This window comes from Nocardiopsis sp. NPDC055879 (assembly GCF_053615935.1).
Genome location: NZ_JBSHCT010000013.1, coordinates 142,051 through 163,523 on the forward strand (window position 1 = coordinate 142,051; position 21,473 = coordinate 163,523).

Below are 21,473 nucleotides of genomic sequence, written 5' to 3' on the forward strand. Positions count from 1 at the left end.
CCGAACCGTTCAGTTCACGATGACGGGTGCCCTTGGGTTCACGACAGGGAGTGAGAGGCCGTGATCAGGGCGCCACGTAGCGCCGCGTCGGCGCCTTGGGTACTGGCCACCACCCGAAGGTCGGACAGCGCGCTGCCCAGCGTGCCCAGCTCCATCGCCCTGCGCATCGGATCGAGCAGGAGGTCGCCGGCCGCCGCCAGCTCCCCGCCGACCACGATCATCTCCGGGTTGAACAGGTTCGCGATGATCGCCGTTCCCTGTCCCAGGGCCGTCCCGGCCTCGGCGATCACCCGGCGGCTGCCCGGGTCGCCCTCCAACGCGGCACCGACCACATCCGTCAGAACGGCCGTTCCGGGGCTCGGTCCGCGGAAGGAGTCACGCGGCAGCATGTGCATCAGGTACTCGGTCCCGACGAAGGTCTCCAGACAGCCGCGGTTGCCGCAACGACACACCGGCCCCCGCTGGTCCAGGCCGATGTGCCCGACCTCGCCCGCGGTTCCGCCGGCTCCTCGGAAGAGCCGCCCCGACATGACGATGCCCGCGCCGACCCCCACGTCGAGTACCAGTTGGATCACGTGGTCGACGCCTTGGGCCACGCCCGAGGCGCGCTCGGCCGTCACCGCGAGGTTGGCGTCGTTCTCCACCAGTACGGGCGAACCCAGCCGTTCCGACAGGGCCGGACCGGGCCGGAACCCGGCCCAACGGGGCACGCAGGAGATGTCCCCGACCACTCCGGTGCGCGGATCGATGGGCGCGGGCACCGAGGCCACGACCGCCCCGATCCGACCCGGATCGATCCGGGCACGGAGCAGGGTGGTCTCGGCCAGCCAGGCGGCCCGGCGCACCGCGCGCTCGGGATCGGCCGGCACGTCGTACTCGATCTGTTCGCCGGCCAAGGGGTTGCCGTCGCTGTCCCCCACCGCGACGGAGATCCGGTCGACCGTGAAGGCGAGGGCGACCACCGTTCCCGGTGGGCGCAAAAGCGTGACCGCACGCGCGCGGCGACCGTTCGAGGAGGTATTGCTCACCGAGACCGCGCCCGCCGAGCGCAGTCCGCGCACGATGTTGGAGACGCTCGCCGCGGACAACCCGGTGGCACGTGCCAGTTCGGCCTGGGTTCGGGTCCCGTCACGTCGCAGAACCTCGACCACACGGCGCTCGTTGGCCTGACGCAGCGCTGACTGCGACCCGGGGGTCGTGTCGGCCTCGGTCACCGCGTACCCCTTTTGTGGTCGACTGTGCTCGGCACTGATGCTCGATGGAATGTTACAAGCCTTAAAGACGGGCGGGGACGCCTGGTCACCCGCAGGCGTGGGGAGTTCGGGATCGGAATGATGGTTCGGGTGGGAACGGGCGAGGCGGGCTGGGCGGCTCGGGTGGCGCGAAGGATCTCCGCGGCGCCACGACGGGGACGGCGGGTGCGCGTCGTGTCGGTGGAGGGGCACTCGGGTTCGGGGAAGAGCACGGTGGCCGAGCGTGTACGGCGCGAGCTGGCCGCGATCGGCGAACCGGTGGCGACACTGACGATGGAGGACCTCTATCCGGGTTGGGAGGGGCTCGAACAGGCCCCCGAACTGCTGCGCACCTGGGTACTGGAGCCCCTCGCCGAAGGGCGGTCGGCCGCGTGGCGGCGCTACGACTGGGAACGCGGCGTCTTCGAGGAGCGGTGGCGGTCCCTGCCCGAGGGGCTCGACGACGGCGGGACCTTGTTGGTGGAGGGGTGCGGGTCCGGAGCGGGCGTCGTGCGCGACTCGATCGACGTCCTGGTGTGGGTGGCCGCCCCCGACCGTCTGCGCCGGGCACGGTTGGACGCACGCGAGGACGCCGACCTGTACGCGCCCTTCCGTGCTCTGTGGGCCCGTCAGGAGGAGTCGCTGTACTCCCGCGACCATCCGCGCGAACGCGCGGACCTGGTGGTGGACAACCCCTGATCCGCGTGCGGCCGGATCGAACGTCGGGTCCGGATCAGCGCCGCGCGGGAGGTCCCGAACAGATCCGTCGCGCCCGCGCCAGGTCCTGGTCCATCATCCGCAGGCCCCGGTCGTAGTGCTCTCGCGCGGACGAGTTCCGCTTCTCCAGGTCCTGGCCTTGTGAGTGGGAGCGGAACTCCGTGATCGCCCAACCCGCCAGCAGCAGCACGAACGCTCCGAACGCCAGGGTCCCGAGGGCGATGGCGGGTCCCACGTTCGCGACGGCCCCCGACACACAGGAGACCAGGGAGAAGGTCAGCGCCAACGACACGATCCACAGCATGCCCCAACGAGCCGCCTTGCGGCCGTCCTCCTCCGGGAACGCGGCCCGGTGCGTGGAGAGTCCGTTCTCCCAGCGGTGCCGTTCGGCGGCCAGGGCCGCCACCGTGCTGGAGGAGCCGTGGACGGCGGCTCCCACCCCGGCACGCTCCGCGCCCGTGCTCGCCATCACCCGGATCCAGAGGATCCCGAACCACTCGCGGGCCCAGGGGCTCGCCCCGGGATCCGGGGCGGCCAGCGCCGTGGGGTGCAGCAGGAAGACCAGGGCCAGCGCGGGATCGACCTGGGAGCGAAGACTTCCCCAGCCGGTGAGGTTCTCGGTGAGTTCGCGAAGGATGCCCGTACCCGCCCGTTCGGCCCGGGCCAGCTCCTCGGCCAGCGAGCTCAGCCGGGCGGAGTCCTCTCCCTCGTGCCGTGCCATGATCCGCAGCACTTCGGGGCGGGCGAGCAGGAGGAGTTCGTTGTCGACCGGGTCGCCGGTGGCCAGGGGTCGAGGGTCGTGGAAGAGCCCGGACAGTCCGGCGATGGACGCGTCGTGGTCACGGAAGCGGGGCGGCAGCGCCGGGTTCGCCTCCGCGATGAAGGTGGCCAGGGCGAGGTTGACGTCGCGCGTCTCCCTGCGGAACAGGGCACGATCGACCTTGGTGTCACCCAGGTCCCGCATCACCCAGGAGCCCAGGGCCTCGAACTCCCCGCGGTCGGCGAAGAGCCGCAGCGCGTCCGGCCACTGTCGTTGGAAGGCGGCGGCCAGGTCCTCCACGTTCGTGAAGCGGGCACCGGCGAAGTGGTAGGGGGTCACATGTGTACCGGCCGCGTGGGCGACGGGCGGGGCCGGGGTGTCCTCGGACCGCCCCTTCGCCGGAGTGGTCCGGACGGGGGCAGTGCCCTCCACCAGGTGCCGCAGCAGGGTCCGCGCGTCGGGACGATCCGCGGGTCTCTTGGCCAGGCAGGCCAGGATGGTCTCCAGCAGCGGCCCGGACAGGTCACCGGTGTCGGGTTTCCCGCCCAGGACCCGGGCGATGCGGGCGGCCTGGCTGGGCCCTGGGAACGCGTCCTTTCCGGTGCCGGCGAACACCATCACCGCGGCCCAGGAGAACACGTCCACCGAGGTACCGATGCGTGTGCCCTCCAGCTGTTCGGGGGCCATGTACCCGACCGTCCCGACGATGCCGCTGGCGGTCACCGACGTGGCCTCGATGGCCCGCGCGATACCGAAGTCGATCACCCGGGGGCCGTCCGACCCCAGCATGATGTTGTCCGGTTTCAGGTCCCGATGCACCACACCCGCGGAGTGGATCGCCGCGAGCGCCGTGGCCGTGGACACCGCCAACCGGTGCATGTCGGTACCGGTACGGGGGCCGTCCTCGAAGACCGCCCGTTGCAGGGTGGGGCCGTCGATGTACTCGGTGGCGATCCAGGGTCGGTCCGCGTCGGGGGCGGCGTCGAGGATCTCGGCGACGTAGGAGCCACCGACGCTGCGCGCCTGCTCCACCTCCGCCGCGAAGCGCCGTCGCATCTCCTGGTCACCGGACCAGGTCGCGTGCAGCAGTTTGACCGCCGCACGGGTCCCGTCCTCCGCCTCACCGAGGAAGACCTCACCGAATCCGCCTCTTCCCAGCCGTCTGACCAGCCGGTATCGGCCGACCGTATGTTCGGGGTCGACCTTCTCCGTGGCCTCGCTCACGAAGCAGCCTCTCTTGGATCGTTCGTTACGGTACGTGTGGCCCACACGATCGGGTCAGCCCGAGGTGATCTGCCGGGCCCGTTCCAGGTCGGAGCGGATCCGGCCCACCCCGGTGGTCAACTGGGGCAGTTGCTGACGTGAGTGCTGGAGTTCCATGACCCGTTGGGCCCGGCGGGCGGCGCCACCGCACATCACCCGGTTGGTGAGGTTCACACCGAGGGCGCCCACCAGGGCGAGCACACCGAGCCCGAACAGGAACTCGGCGAACCCTCCCCCGTCGGCCAATCCGAGTACGAAACCGACCGGCAGGGCCACGATCCCGTACTTGCACGCCTGGGCGGCCCCGTGCATCCGCCGCTGGAACGTCACCTTGTCCTCCAGGGCCTCGTGCGTCGCGGAGACCTCCGAGTAGCGGCCCTCCCAGTAGCGGCGCTGACGTGCCAGCGCTTGGACGGTGGGCATGGCGGCGTGGACGGCGGCGGCGTATCCGGCGGAGTCGGGGAGTTCGGCGCCGATCACGGACCGCCACAGGATGTCCACCCAGTCCGCCACCGCGCTGTCACGGCCGTCACCGGGCGGGGTCATCCGGTCGGGGTTGAGCATGAAGGCCATGACCAGCGCCGGGTTGACGGTGACCCGGGTCGAGCGCCAGCCATCGAGTTCCTGGGCCAGGCGGGCGCACAGTGAGTTGCCGACGCGTTCGGCCCGGTCCAGGTTCTCGGCCAGATCGCGGTGGGCCCCGGGTTCGGGACCGCGGTGCGCGTCGAGGATCCGCAGCAGCTCGGGGCGGGCCAGCAGGACCATCTCGTTGGCCTGTGGGGCGCCCGTGAGCAGGGGGCGCGGGTCGGCGAACAGGGAACGCAGGTCGCTCATGGCGGCGGCACGCCCACGGAAGACCGGGGGCAGGTCGGGGCGCAGCTGGGAGACGAAGGAGGCCACGGCCAGGTTGGCGTCGCCCACCTGGCGGCGGAACAGGGACCGGTCGATCGTGGTGTCGCCCAGGTCGTCCATGATCCAGGCACCCAGGACGGAGCGTTCGGCGGGGTCGTTGAAGACCCGGACCGCGGCGGCCCAGTCACGTTGCATGGCCTCGGCCAGGGTGCCCGCGTCCTGGAAGCGGGCACCGGAGAAGTGGTACGGCGGGGCGAAACCCGAGGGTGGTGGTGTTGACGGGGCCCGGAGGGGGGCGCTCGGGTTCCGGGAGGGGGTGATCGCTCCCTGGGCGTGCGCGGCGGAGACGGCCGAACCCGCCGGGTGGGTGCCGGCCGTGCCGGCGGAGTCCGTACCGGCGACCCGTGTGGAGTCGACCCGCGCGACCCGGGTGGGGTCGACTCGGGCCACTCCGGTGGGGTCGACCGGAGCGCTGCCGGTGGGTGGATGCTCGGCCACCCGGGTCCGGTCCACACCGACGCGGGTCATCGCGTCCGGCGTGGGTGTGACCGTGGTGGCGTCCAGCCCCTCGACGGGTTCCGGGGGCACCGGTCGGGCAGCGGGGGACGGGGTTGCGCCGGTCGGACCGGCGATCAGCCGCCGCAACAGCTCGGGGGCGTCCGGGCGGGCGTCGGCGTCCTTGTTCAGACAGTCGGCGAGGACGTCCACGAGGGGACGCGCCACTCCGTCCAGGTCCGGTGCCCCGCCGAGGATGCGCGCGATGCGTGAGGCCTGGGTGGGTGCCGGGAACGCCTCCCGGCCGGTGGCGGCGAACACCATCACCGCGGCCCAGGAGAACACGTCGACGGCGGCGGTCAGGCGGGCGCCCTCCAACTGTTCGGGCGCCATGTAGCCGATGGTGCCGACCACTCCGCTGGCGGTCACCGAGGTGGCCTCCACCGCACGGGCGATACCGAAGTCGATCACCCTCGGGCCGTCCGCCGCGAGCATGATGTTGTCGGGCTTGAGGTCACGGTGCACCACACCGGCGGAGTGGATCGCCGCGAGCGCCGTGGCCGTGGACACCGCCAGACGGTGCAGTTCGCTGCCCGAGCGCGGGCCCTCCTCCTGCACCGCGTCCTGCAGCGTCGGCCCGTCGATGAACTCCGAGGCGATCCAGGGCCGCTCGGCCTCCAGGTCGGCGTCCAGGATCCGCGCCACGCAGAACTCGCTCACCCGGCGCGCCTGCTCCACCTCCGCGGCGAAACGCCGCCGCATGTCCTGGTCACCGGCCCAGCCGACGTGCAACAACTTGACCGCCGCACGAGAGCCATCCTCGGTCTCGCCGAGGAACACCTCACCGAATCCACCGCGCCCCAGGGACCTCAGCAGCCGGTAACCACCGATCACGCTTTGGTGCGCGTCCTGGCTCCGGAGGTCGTCCACAGCCTGCCCCGTCTCTTGCTCGTCGTGTCTCCCACAGGCCCCGCGGGGCCTCTCCCCGACAGGGTGTCACAGGGTGGGACCGTCCAGGCCCCGCCCGGGTTCCCCTCCGGGCCCGAATCGATGTCGGGACGTTACCGTCGCCCGGCGTGGTCGCCGCGCAGGACCCGTTCAACCAGGTCGTCCCGGAGGGTGCCGTAGCCGGTGGCCGCCCACACGCTCTCCTGCGCCGGCACCTCGAAGTAGGGGATCTCCGCCCCGTCGTGATGAGCGGGCAGCACCGTGGGTCGGACGCGGCCGCGAACGGCGCGGGCGCACTCTGCGCACAGGGGCACCCGGATCGTACGGGAACCGCCGAATTCGCGCCACTGGGTGGTTCTGGTACCGGTTCCGTGCAGAGGGTTGGCGTAGCACGGTCGACGTGGGGTGCGCCGCCCCACCAGGGCGTCCTCGGCCAGGTCCAGCAGGACGAGTACGCCCACCGCGTCGGGCAGGGTGGGCCCTTCGGCGACCATACGGTCGTGGACCCGAGCGGCGGCGTCGCGGGCGTCCAAGGCCCGGGACAGGTTCTGTGCGTCGATCAGGTCGGCGGCCTGGAGTCGCTCCCCCAGTTCGATGAGGTCGTGCGCGCCGCTCTCGACGACGGACTCCAGGCGAGCGCGGTCGGCGTTGTCGAACGCGGCGTGCTGTGCGACGGGCGCGGCCGATCGCCGTCGTGTACGCACGTAGAACAGACAGAGTCCGACCCCGACCAGCCCCACCAGGACGACCACGCCCAGGTCCCGGAGTGCGGGATCCATGGTCGATACGGGGTTGGTGAAGCCGCCCGTGCCGCTCTCCTCGCGGTAGGCGTCCATCGCGGCCTCGTAGGTGGCCTCGGGGTCATCCGACAGGGCCGCCTCGATCGCGGCCTCCACCTCGGTGGGGATGAGGCTCTGGCCGCTCATCGTCTCGTATCTCGCGGCGAGCGCCCCGTAGAAGGCGGGCTTGCTCCAGTCGTCGGGGGCGGTGCCCAGGTCGTGGCCTTCCAGATCACCCGAACTGTTGTAGATCAGGTAGTGCCGCTCGCCTTCGCCCAGGCGGTCGTGCACCGCCGAGGCCATGGCCTCGCTCTCGCCGTTCCAGGTGCCGCCCTCTACGAGGGGGACGACGATGACGTACAGGTCGAGGTCGCTGCCCGCGATCCGTTCGGCGACGCGTTCGCGCGCTTCGGTGGAGAAGGCGTCCTCGTAGGCGGGGTCGACGTGGACGGGCGACTCCGTCAGGCTCTCGGCGATGGCCTGCGCGGGGGTCACCTCGCCCGGGTCGGTCCCCTCTGTGGGGCCGGTCCCCTCGGCGGGGTCGGCCAAGGCCGCGGGCGCGAAGGCCACGGAAAGGGCCAGCGTCAGGACGGGAACCAATGCCCGCAGCGCTGCCCACGGGCTCCGGTCCCGGGTACGCGGTTCAGTGGACACGATTCACCTCAAGGAGTTCTTCGATCATCCGTTCAGGCCTCTTGGCGCCGAACGAGTACCGGATCCAGGCGTTCTCCGGCGCCTTCCGGTAGGAGTGCGCCGAGCTCTCGATGCGTAGCTTCAACAGTCTGATGGCGCGCTGGTTCTCATCGAGCACGCCACAGCCCTCGCACAGGTGGGCGTTCCCTCCGGCGACCCGGGTGCGGCGTCTCTTCCCGGAGAACGGGTGCAGCGGGTTGACCGCGCAGGGATCGGTGGCCGCGTCCGGGTCCTCGGCCACGGCCAGGACCCGGCGGGCGAGCACCACGACGCCCAATAGGTCCAGTACCTCCAGGTCCCGGTCGACGAGCATCAGCACCGCCTCCGCCTGCGGCATGTACCGGGGCGGGATGCCCTCCGGGTCACGGTCGAGCAGCCCGCGCACCCGACCCGCCTCCTTGACCGCCAGGCGGCGCAGCCGACCGGTCCCCACGACGGTCACCAGGCCACCGCCGCGATACCGCTCTCGGAAGAAGGCACCCAGGTAGGTCAGCCCGATCACCAGGGCCGCGAGCAACGGCCCCAGGAACAGCGCCCCGGGAAGGAAGCCCTCTCCGCCCCAGAAGCGCTCACCACGGGGCTCGGGCAGGTTCGGCTCGTCGTCGGCGAAGAGCGGCGTGAAACCGTCGCCGGGCGTGAACTCAAGCTCCGCCAGGTCGGCTACCGTCCGTTCCAGGGCCGCCGCCGGGGTCGGTTCCTCGACACGGCTCAGGGGCGACCACAAACCGAACGCATCGATCTCCAGTCCGCTCGGGGCGGCTCCGACGACGGGTTCCTCGATCCCGGGTCCGATGACCACGTAGACACCGTCCTCCTCGGCCACCGACGCCAGGGCCGCGGCCAAGACCTCGGCCTCGCCCTCGACCTCGTCGTCGGTGGCCAGGGGCACCACGGCCGCGTAGACGGGAACGGAGGAGTCGGTGAGCGTCTCGCGTACCTCCGCCAGCCCCTCGCGGGACAGCGAGGACAACGGATCGACGTACAGGGGGTCCTCGGCCAGCTCCGCGGCCAGGCGCTCGGCCCGTCCGGGGTCGGTCACGTAGGGGGCCTCCAGGCGCACCAGATCCTCGGGATCGGCGACCTCCGCGCCACCGACGGGCGCGCTCATCGTGTACACGTAGCCGACCGCCACCGTCGTCCCGGAGACGGCCAGCGCCGCCACGACGGCGACCACGGGGAGCACGCGCCGGTCCTGACGCACCCAATACCAGGCCGCCCAGCCCCCGACGATCACCACGGCCGCTCCGACCGTACCCACCAGCAGGCCGAGGTTGGCGGGACCGTTGAAGCCGTTCGGATCGACCTCTCCGAGGAACCCCTCGGGCCGCCGCTCCAGGTCGACCGCCGGCGGTTCCTCGCCGGCCAACCCGGCCGCCAGAACCGGCGCCACGTCCCCCACCGGGGCGATGTACAGCTCGGCGTCACGCAGGGCGTCGGTGGCTCCCCGCACCGAGAGATCCACCCCGTACACCTGGAGCTCGGTGGGCAGACCCTTGGGAGGCAGGAGTACGTACACACCGTCGGCACCGAGCCGATCGTGCACGGCCGGCATGATCTCGTCCATGCCGCCGGGCGTACCGGCACCGACGAACGGGGAGACCACCACGTGGTAGGGCGCCCCGAGGGGTTCGAAGGCCGCGTGCAGTTCCTCGGCCAATTCCTCGTGCGGGGTCGCCCCGCCCACCGCGTCGTCCACCACCACGGCCGCGCCCTCGGGCTGCTCGGACAGCAGCCCGGCGTAGTGCTCGGCCATGGTGGGCGGGTTCTCGTACGCCGCGGCGGAATCGGGTGCGGGTTCGGCCATCGCGGCGGGCGACGACGCGAACAGGAGGAACAGCGCCCCCACGAGCAGGGCCGGGATCCGGGAGACGCGGGAGGGGGACCGAAGGACCCGTGGGGATACAGGCATGCTCCGATATTAACCCGGGCCCCCCACGACCGAGACGATCTCCCCTGGTCAGCGCCGGTGATCTCCCCGAAGGACCCGCTCGACGAGGTCGTCGCGCAACGCCCCGTAACCGGTGGCCGCCCACACGCTCTCCTCGGCGGGCACCTCGTAGTAGGGCACCTCCCGCCCTTGGTACCGGGCGGCCATCACCGTGGGTCGGACCCGGTCCCGGACGGCCTTGGCGCACACGGCGCACAAGGGCACCCGGATGTCCGCGGACCCACCGAACTCACGCCAACGCGTCACCTTGACGTCGGTCCCGTGCAGCGGGTTCGCGTAACAGTGCGAACGCGTACGCGCCGAACCCCGCTTCTGGGCGGGGAGCACGGCTCGGGCCATGTGGTCCTCCGCCATGTCCAACAGCACGAGAACGCCGGCGATGTCCTCCATCGCTCCCTCGTCGGGAAGCCCGTCGAAGACGTTCCGGGCCGCCGCGTGCGCGTCCAGGGCCCGGCCCAGCGCCTCGGTCGCCCCGGAGTCGTCGGGCGAGGTTCGGGCCGAACCCACGCGTTCGCCGAGCTCCACGAGTTCGCGTTCGGCCTTGCGCACCAGCTCGCCCCGACGGGCCAGGTTGGCGTTGTCGAAGGCGGCGTGCTGGGGCACGGTGGGCACGGCGCGGGGCCTGCGCCACCGGTGCACCCCGAACCCGAGTCCGACCAGGGCGAGTACGGCGACGACCCAGGGCAGGATCGTGACCAACGAGTACCCCCACGGGCCGAGGGAGTAGAACCAGTCGATCGGTCCCCTCTCCTGGGACTCCACCGCCTCGTCGTAGAGCGCCTTCGGGTCCTCGGACAAGGCGATCTCCACCGACCGTTCCAACTTGTCCACGGCCGGGGAGTCGTACTCGAATTCGTAGGAGACGGTGAGAGCGGAGTAGAAGGCCCGCGAACCCGACTCGTCGTTTCCCGTACCGAAGTCGTGGCCCGAGACGCTCCTGCCGTCCATCACCAGGTAGTGCGCCTCGCCGCCGATCCTGTCGTGCACCGCCGCGACCATCTGGTCGGCCTGACCGGACCAGTCGCCGCCCTCGATCAGCGGCACGGCCAGCACCCGAAGCGGCACGTCCGAACCCTCGATCTGCTCCTCCAGCGCGTCCGCCCGTTCCTCGGGCAGGGCGGAGGAGAAGGCGGGATCGACGTGGACCGGGGACTCCTCCAGTTCGGCCACGACCCGTTCGGTCGGGCTCACCGTATCCGTCTCGGTATCGGCCGTGGCGATCCCGGGGAAGGCGGTCGTGAGGAACACGGCCGAGAGCGCGGCGGCGACCACGACAGGACGGGTCCTCACCGTTCGGTGGTCAGTGGACATCGGACTCCTTCAGCAGGTCTTCCACGTTGAGCCGGTACTTGGTCCCGTATCCACCGCGGTTCCACTCCCGGTCCAGTTCCAGGTAGGGGACACGGCCGCCGCCCGGTCCGGCGACCAGGAGGGTACGGGCCCGCCGCTGGGATTCCGTCAGAGTCGAACAAGACCGGCAGAGGGGTTGTGGCAGCACCACGTTCCGCTTCCTCCCCTTCCCACGCACGGCCCCTTGACGGATGGAGGTCCCGTGCAGGGGGTTGACCGCGCACACGGGTTCCTCGGCCCGGGCCGCGGTCTCCGGGTCCGGGTCGAGACGAAGGACGGCCCGGTCGGCCAGCACCGTGACCCCTACGAGGTCGAGTTCGTCCGGGTGCGCACCCAGGACGGTCAGGGCCATGTCGGACTCCCTCAGGGCCTTGTCCCGTCCGGGGTGGGCTGCCGGGGCGGTCTGGAGCGCCTTGGCCATCCGACGTACCGCGCGGTCGGCACGCGGACGCAGGGCGCGGCCGGGAACGGCCCGCGCCCGGTTCACCAGACGGTTCGCGCACCAGGCCAACGTCAGGAGCACACCGGCGACGATCGGGCCGATCAGGAACAACGACGTGAGGAAGTCACCGGAGAAGAACCGGGAGATCCGTGAGGGTTCCGGTCTGGGGTCGGCCCGAGACTCCACCGTGTAGGGCACCTCCGAGGCCTGGCCCGGGGCGCGTTCCACCTCCTCCTCCACCACGCCCAACAGGCCGTCCAGGGCCTGGGCCGGGGTGGAGCCGTCGAGATATCCGGTGACCCCCTCCAGGTGTGTCCAGTCGCGTTCGCCGTCCGAGTAGTCCACGCCGAAGCGGGCCGTTTCCACCCGGGTCGAGACCCCGGCCTCGCCGGACACGACGACGTAGAACCCGTCCTCGTCCATGACGTGGTGCAGGGCGTGGACGAAGACCTCCCCGTCGCCGCCCGACTCGTCGTGCGGGTTCATCGGCATCACCGCGACGTGGACGGGAACGTTCTCGGGCAGTCCTCGCTCGACGATCCGGTCCAGTCCCTCGGTGTCCACCTGCGCCTGTGGATCCACGTAGATGGGGTCCTCGCGCAGCGCCTCGGCGACACGTTCCAGACGAACGGTGTCCACCACGTAGGGTGCCGTCTCCGGCGGCACGGGGGCCACCTTCTCGACGTCCTCGGGCAGGGTCCCCCGGTCGAGCTGGACCAGGGACGCGGCCACGACCACGACGCCGGTGGCGGTGGCCACGACCATGCCCACCATCAGGGCCCGGTCGCCTCGGAGCCGACCGGTGTGACCGGCCTCGGCGGCCCGTCGACGGCGACCCGAACGCATCACCCCGAACGCCAGCGCCAGGGTGATGGTCACCCCCACCGTGAGGGCTGTGGCCTCACCGAGTCGTTCCGGCGAGTCGTAGGTCTCCATGCGCAGCGGGCGCAGGTGCGACTCCGCCCACCAATAGAGCGGCCCGAGTCGCTGCCAGGGCGAACCCCACCCTTCCTCGAACCTCTCATCGAGGTCGGGGGCGACCAGGGTCCGCGCGAAGAGTTCGGCACTGGTGTCGATGGGCAGGTAGGTGACGAGGTTCTCCTCGTTCAGGAGCACCCTGTTGGCCCTCTCCACGGGCAGACCCACCTCCCTGGACACCGCGGTCACCTCGGCCGACCCGGGTCGCAGGTAGACGTACAGGCCGGGTCGACCGACCCGGTCCTGTACCGCGGCCAGGAAGTCCAGGGGCATGGTGGAGTGTCCGGGCAGGGCGCCGGCCACGACGTAGTACGGAACGTCCAGCGGGGCGAACGCCTCGTGCAGGTCCGTCTCCAACTCGTCCAGGTCGTAGAGACCGGCGATCGAGTCGTCGACGATGACGGCCTCGCCCTCGGGTTCCTCGGTCAGCAGGCCCGCGTAGTACTCGGCGGGCCCCACTCGATCCTCGACGGACCGCTCGGAATCGGCCTGGGCCGATGAGGCCCCCGACAACACGAGGATCGCCAGCAAGGGCACCGAGAGGAACCACGAAGCGCGGCGGGACGCGTTGAGGCGGTGGGGATACATCCGATCTTCCTGTCTCGGCTCGCCGCCGGGGGTCTTCGGGACTTGGGGAACGTGGGGCGCCGGGGGCAAGGGGTGGTCGGGGCCACTCCGCGAGTGGAACCGACACGAAGTGAGCATATCCGGACGTCGCGTACCTGCCGAAACACGGGCACCCGTTCGCCGACGGTCCCGGCCGGGTTCGGAACCCGAACACGAAGAAGGGCCGCCACCGTCGTGTGAACGGTGGCGGCCCGGTGAACCGCGCGTCGTGCCTGTGGGCACGGAGCGGAGCTCGGTGGGACTACTTCGCGATCAGCTGGCGCAGCACGAACTGCAGGATGCCGCCGTTGCGGTAGTAGTCGGCCTCACCCGGGGTGTCGATCCGCACCACGGCGTCGAACTCGACGCCGGTCTCGGTGGTGACCCTCACCGTGGCGGGGATGCGGCCCTCGTTGAGCTCGGTCACACCGGTGATGGAGAAGGTCTCCTCGCCGGTCAGACCGAGGGAGGTGGTGGACTGCCCCTCCAGGAACTGCAGCGGCAGGACGCCCATGCCGATCAGGTTGGAACGGTGGATGCGCTCGTAGGACTCGGTGATGACCGCGCGCACGCCCAGCAGGCTGGTGCCCTTGGCCGCCCAGTCACGCGAGGAACCGGAACCGTACTCCTTGCCGCCCAGGACGACCAGCGGAGTGTCCTGCTTCGCGTAGTTCTGCGCGGCGTCGTAGATGAACGACACCGGGCCACCGGACTGGGTGAAGTCGCGGGTGTAGCCGCCCTCGGTGCCCGGCGCGATCTGGTTGCGCAGGCGGATGTTGGCGAACGTACCGCGGATCATCACCTCGTGGTTGCCGCGACGCGAACCGTAGGAGTTGAAGTCGCGACGCTCCACACCGTTGGACTTGAGGTACTCGGCCGCCGGGGTGCCCGGCTTGATGGCGCCGGCCGGGGAGATGTGGTCGGTGGTGACCGAGTCGCCCAGCTTGGCCAGGACACGCGCGCCGGAGATGTCGGTGACCGGCTCGGGGTCCTGACCCATCCCGTCGAAGTACGGGGGCTTGCGGACGTAGGTCGACTCACCCTCCCACTCGAAGATGTTGCCGGTCGGGGTGGGCAGCTCGCGCCAGCGGTCGTCACCGGCGAACACGTCCGAGTACGCCGACTCGTACATGTCGGAGGCGATCGCGGAGTCCATGACCTCCTGGATCTCCTCGGCGGTCGGCCAGATGTCGGCCAGGTAGACCGGCTCGCCGTCCTTGTCCGTGCCCAGGGGCTCGGTGGTGATGTCGATGTCCATCGACCCGGCCAGCGCGTAGGCGACCACCAGCGGCGGCGAGGCCAGGTAGTTCATCTTCACGTCCGGGTTGATCCGGCCCTCGAAGTTACGGTTGCCGGACAGGACCGCGGAGACCGCGAGGTCGTTGTCCTGGACCGCCTTGGAGATCTCCTCGGGCAGCGGACCCGAGTTGCCGATGCAGGTGGTGCAGCCGTAGCCGACCAGGTTGAAGCCCAGCTTGTCCAGGTACGGGGTCAGGCCGGAGCGCTCGTAGTAGTCGGTGACGACCTTGGAGCCCGGAGCCATGGAGGTCTTGACCCACGGCTTGCGGGACAGGCCCTTCTCCACCGCCTTCTTGGCCAGCAGGGCGGCGCCGAGCATGACCGAGGGGTTGGAGGTGTTGGTGCAGGAGGTGATCGCGGCGATCACGACGGCGCCGTGGTCGACCTCGGTCTCGGTGCCGTCGGCCATGGTGACCGGGATCGGGCGGTGCGGACGGTCACCGTTGGCGACCTGGGCCGGGGCGTCAGAGGCCGGGAAGGACTCCTCGCCCGCCTGGTCGGCCTCGTCGGAGACGTAGTCGCTGACGTCGTGGCGCCAGGTGCGCTTGGCGGCGGACAGCGCGATGCGGTCCTGCGGGCGCTTGGGGCCGGCGATGGAGGGGACGACCTCGGCGAGGTCGAGCTCCAGGTACTCGGAGAACTCCGGCTCCTGGGACGGGTCGTGCCAGAAGCCGTTGGCCTTGGCGTAGGCCTCGGTCAGGGCGACCTGGTCCTCGGAGCGGCCGGTCAGGCGCATGTAACGGATGGTCTCGTCGTCGATCGGGAAGATCGCGGCGGTGGAACCGAACTCCGGGCTCATGTTGCCGATGGTGGCGCGGTTGGCCAGCGGCACGGCCGCGACACCCTCGCCGTAGAACTCGACGAACTTGCCGACCACACCGTGCTCACGGAGCTTCTCGGTGATGGTGAGCACCAGGTCGGTCGCGGTGGTGCCGGGCTGGAGCTCGCCGTTCAGCTTGAAGCCGACCACGCGCGGGATGAGCATGGAGATCGGCTGGCCGAGCATGGCGGCCTCGGCCTCGATGCCACCGACGCCCCAGCCAAGGATGCCCAGGCCGTTCTGCATGGTGGTGTGCGAGTCGGTGCCGACACAGGTGTCGGGGTAGGCCTGGCCCCCACGGGACATGGTCACGCGCGCCAGGTGCTCGATGTTGGCCTGGTGCACGATGCCGGTGCCGGGCGGGACGACCTTGAACTCGTCGAAGGCGGTCTGGCCCCAGCGCAGGAACTTGTAACGCTCGTAGTTGCGCTCGTACTCGATCTCGACGTTGCGCTCGAAGGCGTCGGGACGACCGAAGAGGTCGACCACGACGGAGTGGTCGATCACCAGTTCGGCGGGGGCGAGCGGGTTGATCTTGTCCGGGTCGCCACCGAGGTCGCGGACGGCCTCGCGCATGGTGGCGAGGTCGACGACACAGGGGACGCCGGTGAAGTCCTGCATGATCACCCGCGCGGGGGTGAACTGGATCTCCTGATCGGGCTGCGCCTTGGGGTCCCAGTTACCCAGGGCCCTGATGTGCTCGGCGGTGACGTTCTTGCCGTCCTCGGTGCGCAGGAGGTTCTCCAGCAACACCTTCAGGCTGTAGGGAAGTCGGCCGGCACCTTCGACGGTGTCCAGCCGGAAGATCTCGTACGACTCGTCGCCGACGCGCAACGTGTCACGGGCACCGAAGCTGTTCGCGGACACGGTGTATGCCTCCTGATCTCGCCACTTTGTCCCCAGCATCCTGCCGCATGGGAAGGACGCGGGACCTACTGAGGCCGCCCTGACCGAATTCCCCGAGGGCGGTGGACACTGTCCGGTGCCCTGCCACCCCTGGAATCCCTCAGGGCCGCTTTGACCTGCGACGACGCCACATCGTCGCCGGTAGTGCGACCCATCGGCCGCGGACGCCCCCTCGTTCGGAGCGCGACGTCGAAAAGCGGTCGACCTCACACGCCCGAACCGGGAGCGGGTCGGGGGGAGCCCCGCTATATCTTGACGTCAAGGTATCTAACTTGTATCTCGATATCAAGTTATCGGGTGCTCCCCCGGCCCTCACGGGCACCCCCGACCAACGAACCGCTAGTCCAGCCGCGGCGCCACCGCCGAGGCCACCAACTCCAGGTGGTCCAGGTCGGCCATGTCCAGGACCTGCAGGTAGATCCTCTCCGAACCCACGGCACCGAACCGACCGATCTTGTCCACCACCTCCTCCGGGCTGCCGGCCAGACCGTTACGACGCAGCTCGTCGGGCTCGCGCCCGATGGCGGCGGCCCGCTCGGCCACCTCCGCGTCGTCACGCCCCACGCACAGCACCTGGGCCGCCGAGTAGACCATGGGCGCACCGCGCCCGGAGACCCGGACCGCCTCGGTCGTGCGGTCGAAGGCCGCCTCGGTGTCCTCCAACGAGGCGAACGGAACGTTGTACTCGTCGGCGAACTTGGCCGCCAGACGCGGGGTCCGCTTGAGCCCGGTGCCACCGATGATCACCGGTGGACGCGGCCCTTGCTGCGGTTTGGGCAGTGCCGGCCCCTCCGCCAGACGGTAGTGCCTGCCCTCGTATCGGAAGGTCTCCCCCACCGGGGTCGTCCACAACCCCGTGATGATGTCCAACTGTTCCTCGTAGCGCTCGAAGCGCTCACGGGCCGCCGCGGGGAAGGGGATGCCGTAGGCGGCGTGCTCCTGCTCGAACCATCCCGCGCCGAAGCCGAACTCGACCCGACCACCGCTCATGCGGTCGACCTGGGCGACGGAGATGGCGAGGGGGCCGGGGTGGCGAAAGGTCGCCGCGGTCATGAGGGTGCCGAGGCGGATACGGGAGGTGTCACGAGCCAGTCCGGCCAGGGTGATCCAGGCGTCCGTCGGGCCGGGGAGCCCGTTCAGGTGGTCGCCCATGTGGAGGTAGTGATCGGAACGGAACAGGGCGTCGAACCCCAGGTCCTCTGCGGCCCTGGCGACGGCGAGCTGGTCCTCGTAGGTGGCCCCCTGTTGGGGCTCAAGGAAGATCCTCAGACGCATACGCCCCAGTTTCTCCCACCCCCGGCACCGATACCGAACCCGCCGCGCGGGTATCGTCGAAAAGGCGTGGTCAGACCACCGGGATCCACCAGAACCGGATCCACCAGAACCGTTCCCCCTCCCCACCGCGATAGCCCTTCACGTGAAGTTCCTCCGCCGTGCCCGACAGCGCGCCCCCGAATACGGACCGGACAGCCCCGACCCGGTGCTGCTGTCCGCCGTGGCCGCAGGGGAGACCGACGCCCTGGAGATCCTGCACCGAAGACACGCCCCGTGGCTGCGTCTTCGTCTGCGTTACCGCTGTTCGGACACAGACCAGCTCGACGCCGCACTCCAGGAGACCTTCCTGGCCGTGTGGCGCAACGCCGGTTCCTTCCGACCACGCCCCGGCGACACCGACGCCGGAGCGTGGCTGTGGACCATCGCGATCCGCCAGCTCATCTCGCAGCTGCGCAAACGCGCCAACCGCTGGATCGCCGAGACCGAACCCGAACCGTACGAGACCATCGGCGACGCCTCCGCCGAGGACACCGTGCTCCTCAACATCGAGCACGGCCCTCTGGGCGCCGCCCTGCACGAACTCTCCCCCGAGCTGCGTTCGGCCATCCAGGCGACCGTGCTCGACGGCCTCACCGTCCGCGAGGCCGCGGAGATCCTCCGCATACCCGAGGGAACCGTCAAGACACGGGTCATGCGCGCCAAGGCGCGGCTACGGGAGGCACTGACCACATGAGCTGGCACTTGACCCACGACCAACTCCACCGCTACGCGACCCACACCGCCGACGACGTCACCGCCATGTCGGCGGAGGCCCACCTGACCCACTGCGCCCACTGCCGCGACCGACTGCCCACCGACGAGGCCTGGCTGGATCGCAGCTGGGCGAACCTGCGCGACGTCGTGGACCGCCCCCGCCTCTCCCCACTCGAACGCCTGTTGGGCACGCTGGGACTACGCGAGGGCACCGCCAAACTGCTGGCGGCCACACCGACCCTCTACCGGGCCTGGTTGGTGGCCATGGTGATCGTGCTGGCCACCACCCTGGTCCTGGCCCACGAGATCCCGCGCGGCACCCTGCTGTTCTCCTTCACCGTCCCGGTGATCCCGCTGGCCGGGGTCGCCCTCGCCTACGGACGCGGGGTGGACCCCGCGCACAGCCTGGCCTCGGTCACCCCCTGGGCCGGACCCCGACTACTGCTCCTGCGCACCTGCGCGGTGCTGGCACCGGCGTTGACCCTGTGCACGGTGGCGTCCGCGCTGATGCCCTCCGTCGCCACCGCGTACGAGGCCGTGTTCTGGCTACTGCCCGCCCTGGCCATGGTCGCCGGCTGCCTGATCCTGGGCCGCTGGCTGCACCTGAGCGCGGCCGGCGGACTCATCGGCGGGGGCTGGCTGCTGCTCATGGCCATGTTCGCGCTCATGGAGGGCGCCGACCCGTTCCAACTGTTCTCGCCCCTGGCACAGGCCGGTTGGGCCACCGCCCTGGCCCTGTTGGCCGCCATCGTCGCGCTGAGGATGAGGACGGCATGACCACGACGGCCGAACCGACCGGGCTCACGGGCGGGGTCCGCGCCCGCGGCCTGGTCCGCACCTACGGCACCCGCAGGGCCCTGGCCGGGATCGACCTCGACCTGGGCCCCGGGGTGACCGGGCTGCTCGGCCGCAACGGCGCGGGCAAGACCACCCTCCTGCGCTGTCTGGCCACCGACCTGGAGGCCACCCTCGGAGAACTGAGCGTCCTGGGACTGGACCCGGAACGTTCGGGCGAACGCACCGCGATCCGCCGCCGGCTCGGCTACCTGCCGCAGAACCCGTCGTTCTACCCGCACTTCACCGCGTTCGGGTTGCTCGACTACATGGCGGTCCTGAAGGAAAGGGGCGGGCGTCGGGAGCGCCACGAGGAGGTACGGCGCGCGCTGCGCGGAGTGGACCTGTACGACCGCAGGCACACCCGGATCCGGCGACTGTCCGGCGGGATGCGACAACGGTTGGGGCTGGCCGCCGCCCTGATCGGCGACCCCCGGTTGCTCCTGCTCGACGAACCCACCATCGGGCTCGACCCCGAACAGCGCATCCGCTTCCGCGACCTGGTCTCCGAGCTCGCGGTGCATAGCACGGTGCTGCTGTCCACCCACCAGATCGAGGACGTGGCGGCGCTGTGCCGTCGGGTACTGGTCCTGGACCAGGGGCGGATGATCTTCGACGGAGCCCCCGCCGAGTTGGTCGCCCGCGCCCGGGGCCGGGTGTGGGAACAGGGATCACGTCCACCCGCCGGGGTGACGTCGTGGCGGCTGGCCGACGGCCGCTATCGGGTCCTGGGTCCGGCGGAGTCCGACGTACCCGACGCCGTGGACCGGGTCCCGGTGGAACCGTCGTTGGAGGACGCCTACCTGCTCCTGACCGGATCGGTCCCCCGTTGAGCGGCCCCGTTCGGACCGTACGGTGGTCGAACGCCGTCACCTTCGTACGACTGACCGGGTTCAACCTGCGCCACCTGTCAACGAGCCCGCTCTTCCTGCTCCTGGTCCCGGCCGTGATGGCCCTGGTGTGGCTGACCTCCCACGCCTCCGGGCTGCCGACCATGGGCGAGCTCTTCAACGAGGCCGTGCTGTGCGCCGCCGGGGTGGGTGCCGCCATGTTCGCGGTCACGACCTTCCCGGCCCTGCGCGAAGTACGGCACTCCCGGTCGATGGCCCTGCCCCTGTCCCCGGGGGCCCGGCTGGCGTCGTTGGCCCTGGCCTCGATCACCCTCACCACCGCGCTGATGTGCGCCTTCTTGACGGTGTTCGTGGTGACCGCGCCGGCCCCCATCGCCGGGACACCGCAGCCGGCGGCGTTCGTGGGCGTCGTCGTCCTCGGCTGGGCCGGGCCGATGGGCGCGGTGGCCTCGGTCGCCTGGACCCGGTCCTACGCCCCACTGATCGCGCTCACCCTGCTGTTGCCCCTGTACCTGTCGTCCTCGCTGCTGGCCCTCGGCACCCGTACGGACGTCCTCGTCTCCCGTATGGGCAGCCTGCTCAGCATGGCGTTTCAACCGCTGCCGGTCTCCTACCCCGACACCGCCACGACCGCCCTGTTCTACCTGGCGCACACCGTGTCGATGGTGCTCTGCGCCGGTCTGCTCACCCTGGCCGCGCGCCGCGACACCCGGTTCCTGCGGCCGGTCGGCCTGGCCGTCACCGCCGTGGTCTTGGTCGGGATGGCCGCGCTGCACGTCCACGCCCAGCGCGAGTACTCCTACGACGCCCTGAGCGCCAACGCCCGGCCCCGGACCCCGTCGACCGGTTCCTGCCAGGGGTTGGACGGCATGACCTACTGCCCGCTGCCCGGTTACGAGTCGTGGGTGGTGTTCTGGCACGCGGACCTGGAACCGGTGCTGCGCACCCTTCCCGAGGACGTTCACCGACCCACGGTGTGGCAGGCCAACCCCACCCTGCGCGCGGACGTCCTGATCCACCCGCCCGACGACGGCATCGTGCTGACCGAGTACTGGCGACCCGACGAAGAGACCCACCGTGCCCGGTTGCGCTCCGACCTGGTCTCACACGTGCTGGGCATGGGCCGAACCGACGACATGGGATACGTGGGTACCGGGCAGGCCCGAACCGTGGTCGGTGCCTGGTTGGTGTCGGTCGAGGGCGAGGGGGTGGAGGCCGCCGAATGGTTCCTGACGGACTTCTCACCCGGCCGGGACGACCTGCGGCTGACCCACGCGTTGCTCGCCCTGCCAGAGGAACGGGTGGCGGCGGTGGTGCACGAGCACTGGGACGTCCTGACGTCTTCGGCCACGGACCTCGCCACCCTCGCCGAGCTGCTCGGGTTGTCGCTGACCGGGCCCGAAGCGATCCCCGAACCCGACTGGGATCGCTCCACCCTCGATCCGGAGTTCATCGACGGCCAGAACACACCACCGGCCGGCACCTGACGTTCGCCCTGCCCCGGACCACCCCGGTCACACCCCGGGCGCTACCGTGAGGAGGATGAACTACCACTGGCACAAGGTCCTGCCGCCGCTGAGCGCCTGACCGGGCGCACCGGCCGACCACTCCTCCACGCGAAGGCCCCACCCACACGGTGAGCGGCCCGTCCGTCGTGCGCCCCGCGGTTGCC

Annotated in this window: 14 protein-coding genes; 5 read left to right on the forward strand and 9 right to left on the reverse strand. The window is 70.7% G+C overall.

Going from position 1 to position 21,473, the window contains the following annotated elements:
* Positions 1-38: 38 nt before the first annotated feature.
* Positions 39-1,214: an ROK family transcriptional regulator gene (locus ACWGKS_RS17350; protein ID WP_358505613.1), complete on the reverse strand. Its 1,176-nt coding sequence runs from the start codon at positions 1,212-1,214 to the stop codon at positions 39-41.
* Between the two features lie 120 nt (positions 1,215-1,334).
* Here ACWGKS_RS17350 and ACWGKS_RS17355 point away from each other — a divergent pair, with 120 nt between their 5' ends.
* Positions 1,335-1,931: a uridine kinase family protein gene (locus tag ACWGKS_RS17355; protein ID WP_358505809.1), complete on the forward strand. Its 597-nt coding sequence runs from the start codon at positions 1,335-1,337 to the stop codon at positions 1,929-1,931.
* A 34-nt stretch (positions 1,932-1,965) separates the two neighbouring features.
* On the opposite strand, the gene ACWGKS_RS17360 is transcribed toward ACWGKS_RS17355, so the two are convergent.
* The 8 genes from ACWGKS_RS17360 to ACWGKS_RS17395 all read right to left on the reverse strand — a co-directional run bounded on the left by ACWGKS_RS17360 (position 1,966) and on the right by ACWGKS_RS17395 (position 17,363).
* On the reverse strand, positions 1,966-3,933 hold the full coding sequence (locus ACWGKS_RS17360) for a serine/threonine-protein kinase (protein ID WP_358505611.1): 1,968 nt from the start codon (positions 3,931-3,933) through the stop codon (positions 1,966-1,968).
* 54 nt (positions 3,934-3,987) lie between these two features.
* Positions 3,988-6,249: a protein kinase domain-containing protein gene (locus ACWGKS_RS17365; protein WP_452523183.1), complete on the reverse strand. Its 2,262-nt coding sequence runs from the start codon at positions 6,247-6,249 to the stop codon at positions 3,988-3,990.
* Positions 6,250-6,380: 131 nt separating this feature from the next.
* Positions 6,381-7,700 carry a hypothetical protein gene (locus ACWGKS_RS17370; RefSeq protein WP_452523185.1) on the reverse strand — a complete coding sequence of 440 codons (1,320 nt, stop codon included), beginning with the start codon at positions 7,698-7,700 and terminating at the stop codon, positions 6,381-6,383.
* Complete coding sequence (locus tag ACWGKS_RS17375) at positions 7,690-9,648, reverse strand: hypothetical protein (protein ID WP_452456013.1); 1,959 nt, start codon at positions 9,646-9,648, stop codon at positions 7,690-7,692. Before ACWGKS_RS17375 ends, ACWGKS_RS17370 begins: the two co-directional genes overlap by 11 nt.
* Before the next feature lie 48 nt (positions 9,649-9,696).
* The gene (locus ACWGKS_RS17380; protein WP_358505603.1) at positions 9,697-10,998 is read right to left on the reverse strand and encodes a hypothetical protein; all 1,302 of its coding nucleotides are present in this window, start codon (positions 10,996-10,998) and stop codon (positions 9,697-9,699) included.
* Positions 10,988-13,045 (reverse strand): hypothetical protein, encoded by a 2,058-nt coding sequence (locus tag ACWGKS_RS17385; protein ID WP_452523187.1) that lies wholly within the window; start codon positions 13,043-13,045, stop codon positions 10,988-10,990. The genes ACWGKS_RS17380 and ACWGKS_RS17385 overlap by 11 nt, the downstream gene beginning before the upstream one ends.
* Before the next feature lie 280 nt (positions 13,046-13,325).
* Positions 13,326-16,049, reverse strand: a complete 2,724-nt coding sequence (gene acnA, locus ACWGKS_RS17390; protein ID WP_452523189.1) for an aconitate hydratase AcnA — start codon at positions 16,047-16,049, stop codon at positions 13,326-13,328.
* Between the two features lie 378 nt (positions 16,050-16,427).
* Entirely contained in the window at positions 16,428-17,363 is a 936-nt protein-coding gene (locus ACWGKS_RS17395; RefSeq protein ID WP_358505596.1) for an LLM class F420-dependent oxidoreductase, read from the reverse strand.
* Positions 17,364-17,505: 142 nt separating this feature from the next.
* On the opposite strand from ACWGKS_RS17395, the gene ACWGKS_RS17400 reads away from it, so the two are divergent.
* The 4 genes from ACWGKS_RS17400 to ACWGKS_RS17415 are packed head-to-tail and all read left to right on the forward strand — an operon-like array spanning position 17,506 to position 21,288.
* On the forward strand, positions 17,506-18,096 hold the full coding sequence (locus ACWGKS_RS17400; RefSeq protein WP_067599881.1) for an RNA polymerase sigma factor: 591 nt from the start codon (positions 17,506-17,508) through the stop codon (positions 18,094-18,096).
* Positions 18,093-18,893, forward strand: coding sequence for a zf-HC2 domain-containing protein (locus ACWGKS_RS17405; protein WP_358505593.1), 801 nt, complete (start codon positions 18,093-18,095; stop codon positions 18,891-18,893). The genes ACWGKS_RS17400 and ACWGKS_RS17405 overlap by 4 nt, the downstream gene beginning before the upstream one ends.
* Entirely contained in the window at positions 18,890-19,783 is an 894-nt protein-coding gene (locus tag ACWGKS_RS17410) for an ABC transporter ATP-binding protein (protein WP_358505590.1), read from the forward strand. The genes ACWGKS_RS17405 and ACWGKS_RS17410 overlap by 4 nt, the downstream gene beginning before the upstream one ends.
* Entirely contained in the window at positions 19,780-21,288 is a 1,509-nt protein-coding gene (locus ACWGKS_RS17415; protein ID WP_452523192.1) for a hypothetical protein, read from the forward strand. The genes ACWGKS_RS17410 and ACWGKS_RS17415 overlap by 4 nt, the downstream gene beginning before the upstream one ends.
* Positions 21,289-21,473: the final 185 nt, after the last annotated feature.

Bases quoted from the DNA above. Each gene is read 5' to 3' on its own strand.
- ACWGKS_RS17355 (WP_358505809.1), top strand. From the start codon at position 1,335: ATGGTTCGGGTGGGAACGGGCGAGGCGGGCTGGGCGGCTCGGGTGGCG.
- ACWGKS_RS17375 (WP_452456013.1), bottom strand. From the start codon at position 9,648: ATGCCTGTATCCCCACGGGTCCTTCGGTCCCCCTCCCGCGTCTCCCGG.
- ACWGKS_RS17380 (WP_358505603.1), bottom strand. From the start codon at position 10,998: ATGTCCACTGACCACCGAACGGTGAGGACCCGTCCTGTCGTGGTCGCC.
- ACWGKS_RS17385 (WP_452523187.1), bottom strand. From the start codon at position 13,045: ATGTATCCCCACCGCCTCAACGCGTCCCGCCGCGCTTCGTGGTTCCTC.
- ACWGKS_RS17395 (WP_358505596.1), bottom strand. From the start codon at position 17,363: ATGCGTCTGAGGATCTTCCTTGAGCCCCAACAGGGGGCCACCTACGAG.
- ACWGKS_RS17405 (WP_358505593.1), top strand. From the start codon at position 18,093: ATGAGCTGGCACTTGACCCACGACCAACTCCACCGCTACGCGACCCAC.
- ACWGKS_RS17410 (WP_358505590.1), top strand. From the start codon at position 18,890: ATGACCACGACGGCCGAACCGACCGGGCTCACGGGCGGGGTCCGCGCC.